Source organism: Mesorhizobium sp. M4B.F.Ca.ET.143.01.1.1, assembly GCF_004792275.1.
GTDB lineage: Bacteria > Pseudomonadota > Alphaproteobacteria > Rhizobiales > Rhizobiaceae > Mesorhizobium > Mesorhizobium abyssinicae.
Genome location: NZ_SRSR01000002.1, coordinates 635168 through 649276, shown reverse-complemented (window position 1 = coordinate 649276; position 14109 = coordinate 635168). Strand labels below are relative to the sequence as shown.

The window sequence follows — 14109 nt, the reverse complement described above, 5'->3', positions numbered from 1 at the left end:
CTCAAACCCTGGTGCCGCCGACCGTCATCTGGTTCATCCTCAGATGCGGCTGGCCGACGCCCACCGGCACGCCCTGTCCGGCCTTGCCGCACATGCCGATGCCGTTGTCGAGCTTCATGTCGTTGCCGACCATGGTGACGCGGTGCATGGCGTCCGGCCCGTTGCCGATCAGCATCGCGCCCTTGATCGGCTGAGTCACCTTGCCGTCCTCGATCATGTAGGCCTCGGTGCAGCCGAAGACGAATTTGCCCGACGTGATGTCGACCTGGCCACCGCCGAAGGAGACCGCGTAGATGCCGTTCTTGACCGAGGCGATGATCTCTTCCGGCTGCATGTCGCCGGCGGTCATGTGGGTGTTGGTCATGCGCGGCATCGGCTGGTGCGCATAGCCTTCGCGCCGCCCGTTGCCGGTCGCCTTCATGCCCATCAGCCGCGCGTTCTGGCGATCCTGCATGTAGCCGACCAGCTTGCCGTCCTCGATCAGCACGTTGCGCGCCGAGGGCGTGCCCTCGTCGTCGACGGTGAGCGAGCCGCGCCGTTCGGGTAGCGTGCCGTCATCGACGACGGTGACGCCCTTTGCCGCGACCTGCTGGCCCATCAGCCCGGCGAAGGCAGAAGTCTTCTTGCGGTTGAAGTCGCCCTCCAGTCCGTGGCCAACGGCTTCGTGCAGCATGACGCCCGGCCAGCCGCTGGAGAGCACGATGTCGAATGTGCCGGCCGGCGCCGGCACGGCCTCGAGATTGACCAGCGCCTGCCTCAGCGCCTCCTTGGCTGCGTGCTTCCAGCTCTCCTCGACCAGGAAATCGCCAAAGCTCTTGCGGCCGCCCATTCCATAGGAGCCGCTCTCCTGGCGGTCGCGGCTGCCGACCACGACCGAGACGTTGATCCTGACCATCGGGCGGATGTCGCGCACCATTTGGCCGTCGGCGCGCACGATCTCGACATGCTGCCAGGAAGCCGCCAGCGAGGCCGTCACCTGGCGCACGCGCGGATCCTCGGCGCGCAGCCAGGCGTCGATCTCCTGCAGCAGCTTCGCCTTGGCCTCGAAAGAAGGCGAGGGGATCGGGTTTTCCTCGCCATAGAGATGGCGGTTGGTGCGGGCGGGCGGCGCGGCAAGCGTGCCGGAATAGCCGCCCTTGACCGCCGAGACGGCGTCGGCCGCGCGCAGCAGCGAGGCTTCGGAAAGATCGCTCGAATGCGCATAGCCGCTGGCCTCGCCGGCCACCGCGCGCAGTCCGAAACCCTGGTCGGTGTTGAAGTTGGCGGTCTTCAGCCGGCCATTGTCGAACATCAGCGCCTCGCTCTCGCTGTATTCGAGGAAAAGCTCGCCGTCGTCGGCGCCGCTGATGGTCTCGGCGACGATCTTCTTGATGCGATCGTCGGAAATGTCGAATTGGCCGATCAGGCTGTTCATGGCAGGTCCGTCCGCAGGAGGATTGGTCGTTTCCCCCGATGTAGGGGCGAAGGCGCGCCGAGACAATCGCAACAGCGCCGATCACGGCGGTGTCAGGCCGCCGCCGTCGTCGCAGTCTTGCCGGCTAGGATCAGGGGAGGGCGGCAAAACCGTCGGCGAAACCCTTGAGGTCGACGGGAATGCCGATGCCTTCTTCCGGCGTCTGGAAGACGATGAAGGTGGCCGAGGTGCCGGTCTTCAGCGTGTCGAGCAGCGGCTTTTCGAGGATCACCTCGGCATAGCAGCCGTCCTGGAAGCAGCGCACGAAATAGGCTCTCCCGATGTCCTTGCCGTCGACGTTGAGGCCAAGCCCGTTGGGCAGGAGAACGCCGAGCGGCGCCAGCACGCGCAGGATCTCGGCCTTGTTGTCGGCGGTGCGCAGCACGACCACCGACAGCCCCATCTCCGGACGGTCCTCGGCGACGACGTTCTGCATCATCACGCATTGCTCGGAGGTCGCGCCGGCCGGCGTGTCGCAGATGATCGACCACGCGCCATGCGTCGAGCGCACCGTGCCGCTCGGTTGCTGCGCGGCATTGGCCTGGGCAGCGCTCGACGCGCCGGTTCCGGACAAGCCGGCGCCAAGCACGGCGGCGAGAAAGATGACCTTCGCCAAGGTTCTCGAAAGCCAGGGTCTCATGACGGCTCCATTGCGAATCACGGCACTTTGAAGCCGCGCGACTGCCAAGTAAAGGACGGGACCGAGGCCGGCCCGCCCGGATATGGGCAATCAAGCGCTTTTCCAAGCCAATTTCGCCCGAATTGCGACCGTCCGGCGGACGGCTCCGGGGTGTTCGTCGCCGATCACGCGCCGGTGATCGGCAGAGGCCGCTTTGCCCTCTTCAAGGCGTGGCTGCACTTGCGCGCAAAAATGCCGCACGGTTTCCTCCGCTCCTTTCTTGCGGAGGCAATTAGAGTATGGTTTGAACCACCCTTGGGACTGTCCGGGATTCCCGTCCCGGCGCTATTCGATATTCTTGCGCGCACGGCCGCGAGGAAATGGGAGATGATAAGGGCGATGAGAAAATTCCTAGCAAGCGCCGCTGCCGCCGCCGCAGTCTTTGCCGGCGCATCCGCCCATGCGGCCCAGCCGCAGCCGTGGGAGATGACCTTCCAGCCCGCCGCCACCGACATCATGCGGCAGGTCACCTGGTTCGAGCACTACACGCTGTGGTTCATCGTGCCGATCACGCTGTTCGTGCTGTTTTTGCTCGCCTATTGCATCGTGAAGTTCCGCGCCAGCGTTAATCCGGTGCCCTCGCGCACCAGCCACAACACGCTGATCGAGGTGATCTGGACGGTCGGTCCGGTCGTCATCCTGCTTTGCCTTGCCATCCCTTCCTTCCAGCTGCTGACCGCGCAATACACGCCGCCGGAAGAAGCCAAGCTGACCCTGAAGGCGACCGCAAACCAGTGGAACTGGGACTATGAGTACCAGGTCGACAAGACGCTCACCTTCAACTCCGCGATCCTCCAGGACGCCGACCGCGCAGCCGCCGGCAAGGAAGACCGCAAGCTTTATCCGCGCCTGCTGGCCGTCGACAATGAGATGGTCGTGCCGGTCAACACCATGACCCGCGTCCTGGTGACGGCGACAGACGTGATCCACGCCTTCGCCATGCCGTCCTTCGGCGTCAAGACCGACGCCGTGCCCGGCCGCATTAACGAGATCTGGTTCAAGGCCGAGAAGGAAGGCCTCTATTACGGCCAGTGCTCGGAACTGTGCGGCAAGGACCACGCCTTCATGCCGATCGCCATCCGCGTCGTCTCCGACGCGCAGTACAACACCTGGCTGGCCGCAGCCAGGACCGACCTGCCCGGCGCCAACAAGGCGCTGATGGCCGAGGTCGATGCTCAAGACAAGGTAGCGGCCGCCGGCAACTGATGCCGCGGCCAGGAAAGATCAGGGAACGGAGCGGAACATGGCAGAGGCTGCAGCTCACGACGATCACGACCACAAGCCCTATCATGGCTGGGTCCGCTGGGTCTATTCGACCAACCACAAGGACATCGGCACGCTCTATCTGATCTTCGCGATCTGCGCGGGCATCATCGGCGGCGCGCTCTCGGTCGTCATGCGCATGGAGTTGCAGGAGCCGGGCATCCAGATCTTCACCGGTCTGGCGCAGATGGTCTACGGCATGAGCGGTGACGCCGCCATCGACGGCGGCAAGAGCATGTACAATGCCTTCACCACCGCGCATGCGCTGATCATGATCTTCTTCATGGTCATGCCGGCGCTGATCGGCGGCTTCGCCAACTGGATGGTGCCGATCATGATCGGCGCGCCGGACATGGCCTTCCCGCGCATGAACAATATCTCGTTCTGGCTGCTGCCGCCGGCTCTGATCCTGCTGCTCACCTCGATGTTCGTGCCGAGCGCGCCGGGCGCCTTCGGTGTAGGTGGCGGCTGGACGATCTATCCGCCGCTGTCGACATCCGGCCAGCCTGGGCCTGCCATGGACCTGGCGATCCTGTCGCTGCACATCGCCGGCGCCTCGTCGATCCTCGGCGCCATCAACTTCATCACCACCATCTTCAACATGCGCGCGCCGGGCATGACGCTGCACAAGATGCCGCTGTTTGCCTGGTCGGTGCTGATCACCGCCTTCCTGCTGCTGTTGTCGCTGCCGGTCCTGGCCGGCGGCATCACCATGCTGCTCACCGACCGCAATTTCGGCACCACCTTCTTCACGCCGGATGGCGGCGGTGACCCGATCTTGTTCCAGCACCTGTTCTGGTTCTTCGGTCACCCGGAAGTCTACATCCTGATCCTGCCGGGCTTCGGCATCGTCAGCCACATCGTCTCGACCTTCTCGAAGAAGCCGGTGTTCGGCTACCTCGGCATGGCCTACGCCATGGTCGCGATCGGCGCCGTCGGCTTCATCGTGTGGGCGCACCACATGTACACGACCGGCCTGTCGCTCGACACGCAGCGCTACTTCGTCTTCGCCACCATGGTCATCGCGGTGCCGACGGGCGTGAAGATCTTCTCCTGGGTCGCCACGATGTGGGGCGGGTCGATCTCGCTCAAGACCCCGATGCTGTGGGCGATCGGCTTCATCTTCCTGTTCACCCTTGGCGGCGTCACTGGCGTCCAGCTCGCCAATGCCGGCCTCGACCGCCCGCTGCACGACACCTACTACGTCGTCGCGCACTTCCACTACGTGCTGTCGCTCGGCGCCGTGTTCGCCATCTTCGCCGGCTGGTACTACTGGTTCCCGAAGATGACCGGCTACATGTACTCGCCCGTCATCGCCAACACCCATTTCTGGGTCACCTTCGTCGGCGTCAACCTGATCTTCTTCCCGCAGCACTTCCTCGGCCTTTCGGGCATGCCGCGCCGCTACATCGACTATCCGGATGCCTTCGCCGGCTGGAACATGGTCTCGTCCTACGGCTCCTACATCTCGGCCGTCGGCGTCGTGATCTTCCTCTACGGCGTGTTCGAAGCCTTCCAGAAGAAGCGGGTGGCCGGCGCCAATCCGTGGGGCGAGGGTGCGACCACGCTGGAATGGCAGCTGCCGTCGCCGCCGCCGTTCCACCAGTGGGAACAGCTGCCGAAGATCAAGTAGGCGGCAGCCTAGCTTGAATACGAGACCGCCGGCTCGTCCGGCGGTTTTGGCCAACGGAAATAATGGACTTTAAGTACGCATGGCCCTTGTCGACGAGAGATTGATTGACGAAGCGGGCTTTCGCATGTCGGAAGCGACGGCGGGTGATTTCTTCGCCCTCCTGAAGCCGCGCGTCATGTCGCTGGTGGTGTTCACCGCCTTTGTCGGCCTGGTTGCGGCGCCCGTCACCATCAATCCGCTGCTGGCGGTGATCGCCATCCTGTCGATCGCTATCGGAGCGGGCGCCTCCGGCGCGCTCAACATGTGGTACGACGCCGACATCGATCGGGTGATGACCAGGACCAAGAGCCGTCCGGTTCCGGCTGGCCGCGTCACGCCCGGCGAGGCGCTGAGCTTCGGCCTGGTGCTGTCGGTGCTGTCGGTGATGACGCTGGGCGTGCTGGTCAACTGGCTATCGGCGTCGCTTCTTGCCTTCACCATTGTCTTCTACGCAGTCATCTACACGATGTGGCTGAAGCGCTGGACGCCGCAGAACATCGTCATCGGCGGTGCGGCCGGCGCCTTCCCGCCGGTCATCGGCTGGGCGGCGGTGACCGGCAATGTCAGCCTGGAAAGCCTGATCCTGTTCCTGATCATCTTCCTGTGGACGCCGCCGCATTTCTGGGCGCTCGCGCTGTTCAAGTCCGAGGACTATCAGCGCGCCGGCATCCCGATGATGCCGAACGTCGCCGGGCAGGCCTCGACCCGCCGCCAGATCTTCGCCTATTCGGTCATCCTGTCGCCGGTTGGCGTGCTGCCCTGGGCGCTTGGTTTCACCACGGCAGCCTATGGCGCCGTTGCCGCCGTGCTTGGCGCCGGCTTCGTCTGGTACGCCTGGAAAGTGCTTGGCATGGCCGATGACGACAAGGAGATGAAGCCGGCCAAGGCGCTGTTCGGTTATTCGTTGCTCTATCTCTTTGCCATCTTCGCCGTCTACCTCGCCGACTGCGTGGTCGGGCGCGCGCTCGCCATGGGGGGGATTTGATCGTGGCCGACAAGAACCTCGAGCTCGTAACGCTGACCGAACGCCAGCAGAAGGCGCGCCGCAGCCGCTCGGTCGCCATCGGCGTGGCGCTGGCGGTGCTGGTCATCATCTTCTACATCGCCACCATCGTTAAGTTCGGCCACAATCTCTCCGGGACGATGTGAGGTCGATCATGGCGCGCGAAACGGTCACCGATCCCACCAAGAAGAACACCAACCGCGTCGTCGCCGGCGTCTGCATCGCCTTCTTCGGCGGCATGATCGGCATGGCCTATGCCGCAGTGCCGCTCTACACCATGTTCTGCCAGGCCACCGGCTATGGCGGCACGGTCAAGCGCGCCACCCAGCAATATGCCGACCGGGTGCTCGACCGCGACATCACCGTCCGCTTCGACGCCAACACCGCCGGGGTTCCTTGGGAGTTCCAGCCGGTCGCCCGCTCGGTCACCATCAAGATCGGCGAGACGGTGCAGGCGCATTTCAGCGCCACCAACAAGTTCGACCGCCCCTTCGCCGGCCGCGCCACCTTCAACGTGCAGCCTGAACTGGCCGGTCCCTACTTCAACAAGGTGGAGTGCTTCTGCTTCACCGACACGACGCTGAAGCCCGGTGAATCGCTGGACATGCCGGTCGTGTTCTATGTAGATCCCGACATCGTCAACGTGCCGGAACTGAAGGACTTGAAGACCATCACCCTGTCCTACACCATGTTCCCGGTCGACAAGAACAAGCCCGTCGCATCGTCGGCGCCGGCCCAAAGCACCAACAAAGTTCCGAATACCGAAGCAAGCCTCGGGGGTTGATATGGCAGACGCACACGCAAAACCACAGCACGACTACCATCTCGTCGACCCCAGCCCGTGGCCGTTCCTGGGCTCCGTCGGCGCCCTGGTGACCGCCATCGGCGGCGTCTGCCTGATGCAGTATCTGAAGGCCGGCAGCTTCCCGATCTTCGGCCACAACATCGCCAATCCGTGGCTCTTCTTCATCGGCCTCCTGATCGTGATCTACACCATGTTCGCCTGGTGGTCCGACACCATCAAGGAAGCGCATGAGGGCCATCACACCCGCGTCGTGTCGCTGCATCTGCGCTACGGCATGATCATGTTCATCGCTTCCGAGGTGATGTTCTTCGTCGCCTGGTTCTGGGCCTTCTTCGACGCCAGCCTGTTTCCGGGCGAGACGCAGCAATATGCCCGCACCGCCTTTACCGGCGGCGTCTGGCCGCCGAAGGGCATGGAGGTCCTCGACCCCTTCCACCTGCCGCTCTACAACACCATCATCCTGCTTCTGTCGGGCACGACGGTGACCTGGGCGCACCATTCGCTCATGCATGGCGACCGCAAGGGCCTGATCAACGGCCTGGTGCTGACTGTCGGCCTCGGCATGCTGTTCACCATGGTGCAGGCCTACGAGTACATGCACGCGCCGTTCGGCTTCAAGGATTCCATCTACGGCGCCACCTTCTTCATGGCCACCGGCTTCCACGGCTTCCACGTCATCATCGGCACCATCTTCCTGCTGGTCTGCCTGGTGCGCGCGATGAAGGGCGACTTCACCCCGAAGCAGCATTTCGGTTTCGAGGCGGCTGCCTGGTACTGGCACTTCGTCGACGTGGTCTGGCTGTTCCTGTTCAGCGCCATCTACGTCTGGGCCTCGAACGGCGCGATGATCGAAGCCCACTGACAGCAGTCCGAGGAATGTGACGAGGCGGCTGCGGCGACGTGGCCGCCTTATCTTTTGCTCGTAATGATCTAGGATGCCTGCAATGAGCGAGGACAAGGCCATCTGGCCACCGATCGAGCCGATCTCGGCCGGCCTGCGCGGCCGCTGCCCGCGCTGCGGCGAGGGCAAGTTGTTTTCGGGCTTCCTCAGCGTCGGCAAGCGCTGCGTCAATTGCGGCCTCGACTATTCCTTCGCCGATGCCGGCGACGGGCCTGCCGTGTTCGTCATCCTGATCATTGGCTTCATTGTCGTCGGCCTGGCGCTGTGGATGGAGGTGACGCTCGGGCCGCCGCTCTGGGTGCACCTGCTGCTTTGGATACCGCTGGCCCTGGCGCTGTGCCTGACGGCGCTCAGGCTGATCAAGGGTGTGCTCCTGACGCTGCAGTACCGCAACAAGGCCGCCGAGGGCAGGCTGGACACCGACCAATGAGCGAGGCATCCGGCGTGGCGGCGGGCCGCTCGCGGCCGAAGCGGGCGTTGCTGCTCATCCTCGGCATGGCGCTGTTCGCCGTCCTGATCGGCCTTGGCACCTGGCAGGTCCAGCGCCTGCACTGGAAGGACGGCCTGCTCCAGACCATCGACCAGCGCACGCATTCGGCGCCACGCCCTCTGGCCGAACTCGAAAAGCAGTTCGCAGCCACAGGTGACGTCGACTACACGCCGGTGACGGTGACCGGCACCTTCCTGCACCAGGGCGAGCGCCATTTCTTCGCCACCTGGGAGGGCGCCTCCGGCTTCGACGTCTTCACGCCCCTGCAGCTCGACGATGGCCGCTTCGTGCTCATCAACCGCGGCTTCGTCCCCTACGACCTGAAGGATGCTGCCAAGCGACCGCATGGCGAGGTCGCCGGCAAGGTCACGATTACCGGGCTCGCCCGCAATCCGCTGGCGGGCAAGCCCTCGATGATGCTTCCCGACAATGATGTGCAAAAGAACATCTTCTACTGGAAGGACCGCGATGCGATGGCTGCGAGCGCCGGCCTGCCCGCCGGGGCCGGACTGATGCCGTTCTTCATCGATGCCGACAAGACGCCGAATCCCGGCGGTCTGCCGGTCGGTGGCGTCACCATCATCGACCTGCCGAACAGCCACCTGCAATACGCCGTCACCTGGTACGGCCTTGCCGCCGCCCTTGCCGGCGTCCTGTTGTTCAGGCTTCGCCGCCCGGCGAAAGCAGGGTGATGGAGACGCTGCCCTTGACAGGGCAGGGGTGCGCGCCTCATTTCGCGCCCTAGGTATTCGCGCTTGAGTTAGTTCCGATCAACCGGTCCGCAATCATGCTTCAGACAAAGCCACCGCTGACGATCAGGCTCTGCCAGCCGCGCGGCTTCTGCGCCGGCGTCGACCGCGCGATCCAGATCGTCGTGCTGGCGCTGAAGAAGTATGGCGCGCCGGTCTATGTCCGCCACGAGATCGTGCACAACCGCTATGTCGTCGAGGGGCTGCAGAGCCTGGGCGCGGTGTTCATCGAGGAACTGTCCGAGATCCCTCCGGAGCATCGCCAGAGCCCGGTTGTCTTTTCAGCGCATGGCGTGCCGAAATCGGTGCCGGCCGATGCTCAGGCGCGCAGTCTCTTCTACCTCGACGCCACCTGCCCGCTGGTGTCCAAGGTGCACAAGCAGGCGATGCGCCACCAGCGCCTTGGCCGCCACGTGCTCCTGATCGGCCACGCCGGCCACCCGGAGGTGATCGGCACCATGGGCCAATTGCCGGACGGCGCCGTCACGCTGATCGAGACCGAGGCCGATGCCGCCGTCTTCGAGCCGGCCGACCCCGCAGCCCTCGGCTTCGTCACCCAGACGACGCTCTCGGTCGAGGACACCGCCGGCATCATCCGGGCGCTAGAGCAGCGCTTTCCAGAGCTGCACGCGCCGGCCGCCGAATCGATTTGCTATGCCACCACCAACCGCCAGGAGGCGGTGAAGGAGACCGCCGCCGGCGCCGATCTCTATCTGATCGTCGGCGCTCCCAACTCCTCCAATTCGCGGCGTCTTGTCGAGGTCGCCGAACGCGCCGGCGCCAAGATGTCGCTTCTCGTGCAGCGTGCCGCCGAGATTCCGTGGAATGACATCGCCAACATCTCGACGCTCGGCCTATCGGCGGGCGCCTCGGCGCCCGAGATCATCGTCGACGAGATCATCGATGCCTTCCGGCAGCGCTTCGACGTGACGATCGAACTGGCGGTGACGGCGACCGAAACGGAGGACTTTCCGGTGATGCGGGTTCTGCGCGATGTCGAACTGACGGCGGCCGACATGGCCTTCGTCAACGGAGCCGCGTGAACAGCCCATGGCCGTCTATACCGATGTCAACGAGGGCGAGCTCGGCGCGTTCCTGAAGGCCTATCCGGTCGGCGAGCTCCTGTCCTACAAGGGCATCGCCGAAGGCACCGAGAATTCCAACTTCCTGCTGCACGCCACCAGCGGTTCCTACATCCTGACGCTCTACGAGAAGCGCGTCGACAAGGCCGACCTGCCGTTCTTCCTCGGCCTGATGGGCCATCTGGCGAGAAAGGGCATTTCCTGCCCGCTGCCGGTCACCGCGCATGACGGCGCCGTCATCGGCCAACTCGCCGGCCGGCCCGCCGTCATCATTACCTTCCTCGAAGGTCTGTCGCTGCGGCGGCCGACAGCGGCGCATTGCGGCGAGGTCGGCAAGGCGCTGGCCGAACTCCATCTCGCCGGCCGGGATTTTGCCATGCGGCGCCCGAATGCGCTCGCCATCGATGGCTGGCGCAAATTGTGGGACGCTTCTCGCGACCGTGCCGACGAGGTTGAGCCGGGCTTGGCGGCCGAGGTCGATGCCGATTTCGCCGATTTCGAGCGCAACTGGCCGAAGGACCTGCCGGAAGGCATCATCCATGCCGACCTTTTCCCGGACAATGTCTTCTTTCTCGGCGAGAAATTGTCCGGCCTGATCGATTTCTATTTCGCCTGCGACGACCTCTACGCCTATGACGTTGCCACCTGCCTCAACGCCTGGTGCTTCGAGAAGGATTTTTCCTTCAATCTGACCAAGGGCACGGCGCTGCTCGCCGGTTACCAGAGCGTGCGGCAGCTTTCCGGCGACGAGAAGGCGGCGCTGCCGATGCTGGCGCGCGGCTCGGCGCTGCGCTTCATGTTGACCCGGCTCTACGACTGGCTGACCATTCCCAATGGCGGGCTGGTGATGAAGCGCGACCCGACCGAATACATCCGCCGCATGCGCTTCCATCGGGCGATCAGATCTCCTTCCGAATACGGATTGCTATGACCAAGCATGTTGAAATCTTCACCGACGGCGCCTGCTCGGGCAATCCGGGCCCTGGCGGCTGGGGCGCCATCCTTCGCTTCAACGGCAAGACCAAGGAACTGTCGGGCGGCGAGGCCGAGACCACCAACAACCGCATGGAACTGCTGGCCGCCATCTCCGCGCTTGAAGCGCTGAAGGAGCCCTGCGCGGTCGAGCTTCACACCGACAGCAAATACGTCATGGACGGCATTTCCAAGTGGATCCACGGCTGGAAGAAGAACGGCTGGAAGACCGCCGACAAGAAGCCGGTCAAGAACGGCGAGCTCTGGCAGGCCCTCGATGCTGCAAATAGACGCCATCAGGTGACCTGGAACTGGGTCAAGGGTCATGCCGGCCATGTCGAGAACGAGCGCGCCGACGAGCTCGCTCGCGAAGGCATGGCGCCATTCAAGAAGGGCCCGATCAGGCCTGCTGCCGCGCCGCAGCCGGCGGCACAGCCAACACGACCGACGGTCGCAAAAGCACGGCGCTCGACGCAGAGCTATTGATTGCGGGAGCGGTCCGCTCGCCGGCAGGAAGAACCTCTATCGTGCCGATCGCATACTACATCACGCATCCCCAGGTTCAGGTCGATGCCAACGTTCCGGTGCCGGAATGGGGGCTGTCCGACATCGGAAAGGCAAGGGCGGTCGCAATGCTCGATCAGCCCTGGATCGGGTCGATCCGGCGTATCGTGTCGTCGGCTGAACGCAAGGCGATAGAGACCGCCGAAATCCTCGCGACGCGTCTGCGCCTCGCGGTCGAGGTAAGGGAGCGGATGCATGAGAACGACCGGTCGGCGACGGGTTTCCTGCCGCCGCCGGAGTTCGAAGCCGTCGCCGACCAGTTCTTCGCCAATCCAAACGACAGCATTCGCGGATGGGAGCGGGCCATCGATGCCCAGCGCCGCATCGTGAGCGAGGTCGACGCGGTGCTCGGCAACGACGATCCCGGCGATACCGCTTTCGTCGGCCATGGAGGCGTGGGGACGCTCCTGCTGCTTTCTCTACTGGGCGGGCAATCAGCCGCGAGGCGGATCAGCCGGCGGGCGGCGGCAACTATTTCGCCTACGATATCGGCGCTCACAGCCTCATCCAGGGATGGCGGCCGATCGACAGGGCCTCACCGCGCCTCGATGATTGAGTTGGCCGGACCGGGACAAATCGAGGCTTCGGATTAAATTCAATTTTACGCGTGACGCGATAGACTGCCGCGATCGACCTGGCACGAGGTATTGCGAAGATGTTCGGGCGCAGGACCTTCGGCAAGCAAAAGCACAGCTTTGCCGACCTCAAGAAGATGATGCGTCCGACGCCCGATTCCGATGGCGTGACGCGCGTCTTCTCCAAGGAACTCTGGAACGATCCGAAAATCGGCTCGATGCTGCGCGAACTCGGCTTCGCGCCGGACGACCAGCGCAACATCATGCGCACGGCCGACGACTACATCGCCCTTTTTGCAGCTGCCCGGTACCGGCTTCAGCAGCGCACCGAAACCTTCAACAGCGAGATGACGGCACGCCACGGCTATTGCCGTGCCGCTCCCTTCCTGGTCATCGGCGACACGATCTGGGACGGCGAGCACGGGGCGTTCCTCTATGCCCAGATGGATCTGATCGGCTTCGACGACTGGAATGTCGTCATGCTGGCTGCGGATGCGCGGACCACGCAATTGTGCGGCCTGCCGGCGCATCCGGGCTCGGTGCCGGCGCACACCCAGGCGATGACCGGGCATGTGATCAGATGGAAGACGCGCTACGAATTCGCGCTGGAGGAATTCGGCGTCACCGCCACCGGCGGTCAGGGCGTCACGCGAGAGCAGTTCGAGGCGCAGAAGGGCGCGCTGCGCCAGGAAATCATCGACACTGTCGCCTCGATGAAGCCACGCGCCGCCAGCGGATCGTGACCATTCGCGCCGTCCCTCAGCGGATCAGCAGGGCGGTGCCGTAGAGCCCCAGCGCGAACACCGTGTGCGCGACGAGGTTGAGGGCGCGGATCTGCATTGGATTTGGCCGCTTCGAGGCGGCCCAGCCGGCGCCCATGCCAGGCGCAAGCAGGAACCAGCCGGCGCCGACGGTGACGATCCCCAGGATGAAGGCCGGCAGGAAAGTCGGCTGGGTGAGCCAGGCCGTTCCGGCCAGCACGACCAGGATGATGCCGTAGACGATGCCAACGAAATAATGGAAAGCCCAGCCCAACGCCGCTTCATGCCGGTAGGGCACGGCATCGCCGATGTCGTCGTGGAAGATTTTGCTCCTGAGGTGCCAGACCCAGCGGCCGACCGGCCCCCAGTTCGGCCGCGGCTGGGCAAAGGCCTTGTGGAGGAAAATGGCCCAGACATCCATCAACGCCGTGGCGCCAATGCCGATCGCCACGCTGCGCCAGATCACGTCGAGCATCGGTCAGGTCCCCCAATAGGCAAGAAACGCCAAGCGCTGTCGGGCGCGATCCTTGGCGGTGTGTGGCTCGTCCCGGCTGCGGGCTAGAGCTGTTCCAGGATGTGAGCAGCGCCCGACGTGTCGACACCGGGCTTGGTCTCGACGTTGAGAGCGGTGACCTTGCCGTCTTCGACGATCATCGAAAAGCGCTTCGAGCGCAGCCCCATGCCGCTTGCCGAAAGGTCGTTGTCGAGACCGACCGACTTGGCGAAGTCGCCACTGCCGTCGGCCAGATAGAGGATCTTGTCTTCGCCGCCGGTGAAGCGCGCCCAGGCGCCCATGACATGCGCGTCGTTGACAGAGACGACGGCGATCGTGTCGACGCCGCGCGCCAGAATGGCGTCACGGTTTTCCAGATAGCCGGGCAAATGGTTGTTGCTGCAGGTCGGCGTGAAGGCGCCGGGCACGCCGAACAGCACCACCTTCTTTCCTGCGAAGATCTCGGCCGCCGTGATCGGCTTGGCGCCGTCGGCGGTCATCGTCTTGAAGGTCGCTTCGGGCAGTTTGTCGCCAACGGAGATCATGGAATACCTCGTTCGATGATTGAGAGAGATGGAGGGCAGCGCGTGCCCTTGCGATAGCGAAGTCGGATGCCGCCCGCAACTGCCGGGCCACCTGGAGCAAGA

The 14109-nt window shown here is 64.3% G+C and carries 16 protein-coding genes and 1 pseudogene; 13 read left to right on the top strand and 4 right to left on the bottom strand.

Annotated elements, in window-relative coordinates:
• Position 1 precedes the first annotated feature (1 nt).
• Positions 2-1414 (bottom strand): metalloprotease TldD, encoded by a 1413-nt coding sequence (gene tldD, locus EN786_RS07335; protein WP_127311305.1) that lies wholly within the window; start codon positions 1412-1414, stop codon positions 2-4.
• A gap of 130 nt (positions 1415-1544) precedes the next feature.
• On the bottom strand, positions 1545-2093 hold the full coding sequence (locus EN786_RS07330) for an invasion associated locus B family protein (RefSeq protein WP_127311304.1): 549 nt from the start codon (positions 2091-2093) through the stop codon (positions 1545-1547).
• 378 nt (positions 2094-2471) lie between these two features.
• Between EN786_RS07330 and coxB the strand changes: the two genes are divergently transcribed.
• The 13 genes and pseudogenes from coxB (at position 2472) to EN786_RS07265 (ending at position 12951) form a co-directional block, all read left to right on the top strand.
• Complete coding sequence (gene coxB / locus EN786_RS07325; RefSeq protein ID WP_187331211.1) at positions 2472-3338, top strand: cytochrome c oxidase subunit II; 867 nt, start codon at positions 2472-2474, stop codon at positions 3336-3338.
• 37 nt (positions 3339-3375) lie between these two features.
• Positions 3376-5028, top strand: a complete 1653-nt coding sequence (gene ctaD, locus EN786_RS07320) for a cytochrome c oxidase subunit I (protein ID WP_127282509.1) — start codon at positions 3376-3378, stop codon at positions 5026-5028.
• Between the two features lie 79 nt (positions 5029-5107).
• A complete protein-coding gene (locus EN786_RS07315) occupies positions 5108-6052 on the top strand; it encodes a heme o synthase (protein ID WP_127282508.1) in 945 nt (314 codons plus the stop codon).
• A 2-nt stretch (positions 6053-6054) separates the two neighbouring features.
• Positions 6055-6216 (top strand): hypothetical protein, encoded by a 162-nt coding sequence (locus EN786_RS07310; protein ID WP_127282507.1) that lies wholly within the window; start codon positions 6055-6057, stop codon positions 6214-6216.
• Between the two features lie 8 nt (positions 6217-6224).
• Positions 6225-6854 (top strand): cytochrome c oxidase assembly protein, encoded by a 630-nt coding sequence (locus EN786_RS07305; RefSeq protein ID WP_127311964.1) that lies wholly within the window; start codon positions 6225-6227, stop codon positions 6852-6854.
• A 1-nt stretch (position 6855) separates the two neighbouring features.
• Positions 6856-7737 carry a cytochrome c oxidase subunit 3 gene (locus tag EN786_RS07300; protein ID WP_127311965.1) on the top strand — a complete coding sequence of 294 codons (882 nt, stop codon included), beginning with the start codon at positions 6856-6858 and terminating at the stop codon, positions 7735-7737.
• Between the two features lie 82 nt (positions 7738-7819).
• Positions 7820-8206 (top strand): DUF983 domain-containing protein, encoded by a 387-nt coding sequence (locus EN786_RS07295; RefSeq protein ID WP_135908111.1) that lies wholly within the window; start codon positions 7820-7822, stop codon positions 8204-8206.
• Entirely contained in the window at positions 8203-8958 is a 756-nt protein-coding gene (locus tag EN786_RS07290) for an SURF1 family protein (protein ID WP_189340657.1), read from the top strand. The genes EN786_RS07295 and EN786_RS07290 overlap by 4 nt, the downstream gene beginning before the upstream one ends.
• Positions 8959-9053: 95 nt before the next feature.
• Positions 9054-10058: a 4-hydroxy-3-methylbut-2-enyl diphosphate reductase gene (ispH, locus tag EN786_RS07285; protein ID WP_127311611.1), complete on the top strand. Its 1005-nt coding sequence runs from the start codon at positions 9054-9056 to the stop codon at positions 10056-10058.
• 7 nt (positions 10059-10065) lie between these two features.
• Positions 10066-11028, top strand: coding sequence for a homoserine kinase (locus EN786_RS07280; protein WP_127311610.1), 963 nt, complete (start codon positions 10066-10068; stop codon positions 11026-11028).
• Positions 11025-11555 (top strand): ribonuclease HI, encoded by a 531-nt coding sequence (gene rnhA / locus EN786_RS07275; RefSeq protein WP_127282501.1) that lies wholly within the window; start codon positions 11025-11027, stop codon positions 11553-11555. Before EN786_RS07280 ends, rnhA begins: the two co-directional genes overlap by 4 nt.
• A 41-nt stretch (positions 11556-11596) precedes the next feature.
• Positions 11597-12189 (top strand): annotated as a pseudogene (locus EN786_RS07270) (histidine phosphatase family protein).
• 99 nt (positions 12190-12288) lie between these two features.
• Entirely contained in the window at positions 12289-12951 is a 663-nt protein-coding gene (locus EN786_RS07265; protein ID WP_127282499.1) for a hypothetical protein, read from the top strand.
• A gap of 16 nt (positions 12952-12967) precedes the next feature.
• On the opposite strand, the gene EN786_RS07260 is transcribed toward EN786_RS07265, so the two are convergent.
• Complete coding sequence (locus EN786_RS07260; protein WP_127282498.1) at positions 12968-13444, bottom strand: DUF2938 domain-containing protein; 477 nt, start codon at positions 13442-13444, stop codon at positions 12968-12970.
• A gap of 83 nt (positions 13445-13527) precedes the next feature.
• Positions 13528-14007 (bottom strand): peroxiredoxin, encoded by a 480-nt coding sequence (locus EN786_RS07255; RefSeq protein WP_127282497.1) that lies wholly within the window; start codon positions 14005-14007, stop codon positions 13528-13530.
• Positions 14008-14109: the final 102 nt, after the last annotated feature.

Bases quoted from the DNA above. Each gene is read 5' to 3' on its own strand.
- ctaD (WP_127282509.1), top strand. From the start codon at position 3,376: ATGGCAGAGGCTGCAGCTCACGACGATCACGACCACAAGCCCTATCAT.
- coxB (WP_187331211.1), top strand. From the start codon at position 2,472: ATGAGAAAATTCCTAGCAAGCGCCGCTGCCGCCGCCGCAGTCTTTGCC.
- ispH (WP_127311611.1), top strand. From the start codon at position 9,054: ATGCTTCAGACAAAGCCACCGCTGACGATCAGGCTCTGCCAGCCGCGC.
- EN786_RS07265 (WP_127282499.1), top strand. From the start codon at position 12,289: ATGTTCGGGCGCAGGACCTTCGGCAAGCAAAAGCACAGCTTTGCCGAC.
- EN786_RS07300 (WP_127311965.1), top strand. From the start codon at position 6,856: ATGGCAGACGCACACGCAAAACCACAGCACGACTACCATCTCGTCGAC.
- EN786_RS07315 (WP_127282508.1), top strand. From the start codon at position 5,108: ATGGCCCTTGTCGACGAGAGATTGATTGACGAAGCGGGCTTTCGCATG.
- EN786_RS07255 (WP_127282497.1), bottom strand. From the start codon at position 14,007: ATGATCTCCGTTGGCGACAAACTGCCCGAAGCGACCTTCAAGACGATG.
- tldD (WP_127311305.1), bottom strand. From the start codon at position 1,414: ATGAACAGCCTGATCGGCCAATTCGACATTTCCGACGATCGCATCAAG.
- rnhA (WP_127282501.1), top strand. From the start codon at position 11,025: ATGACCAAGCATGTTGAAATCTTCACCGACGGCGCCTGCTCGGGCAAT.
- EN786_RS07330 (WP_127311304.1), bottom strand. From the start codon at position 2,093: ATGAGACCCTGGCTTTCGAGAACCTTGGCGAAGGTCATCTTTCTCGCC.
- EN786_RS07290 (WP_189340657.1), top strand. From the start codon at position 8,203: ATGAGCGAGGCATCCGGCGTGGCGGCGGGCCGCTCGCGGCCGAAGCGG.
- EN786_RS07280 (WP_127311610.1), top strand. From the start codon at position 10,066: ATGGCCGTCTATACCGATGTCAACGAGGGCGAGCTCGGCGCGTTCCTG.
- EN786_RS07305 (WP_127311964.1), top strand. From the start codon at position 6,225: ATGGCGCGCGAAACGGTCACCGATCCCACCAAGAAGAACACCAACCGC.
- EN786_RS07295 (WP_135908111.1), top strand. From the start codon at position 7,820: ATGAGCGAGGACAAGGCCATCTGGCCACCGATCGAGCCGATCTCGGCC.
- EN786_RS07260 (WP_127282498.1), bottom strand. From the start codon at position 13,444: ATGCTCGACGTGATCTGGCGCAGCGTGGCGATCGGCATTGGCGCCACG.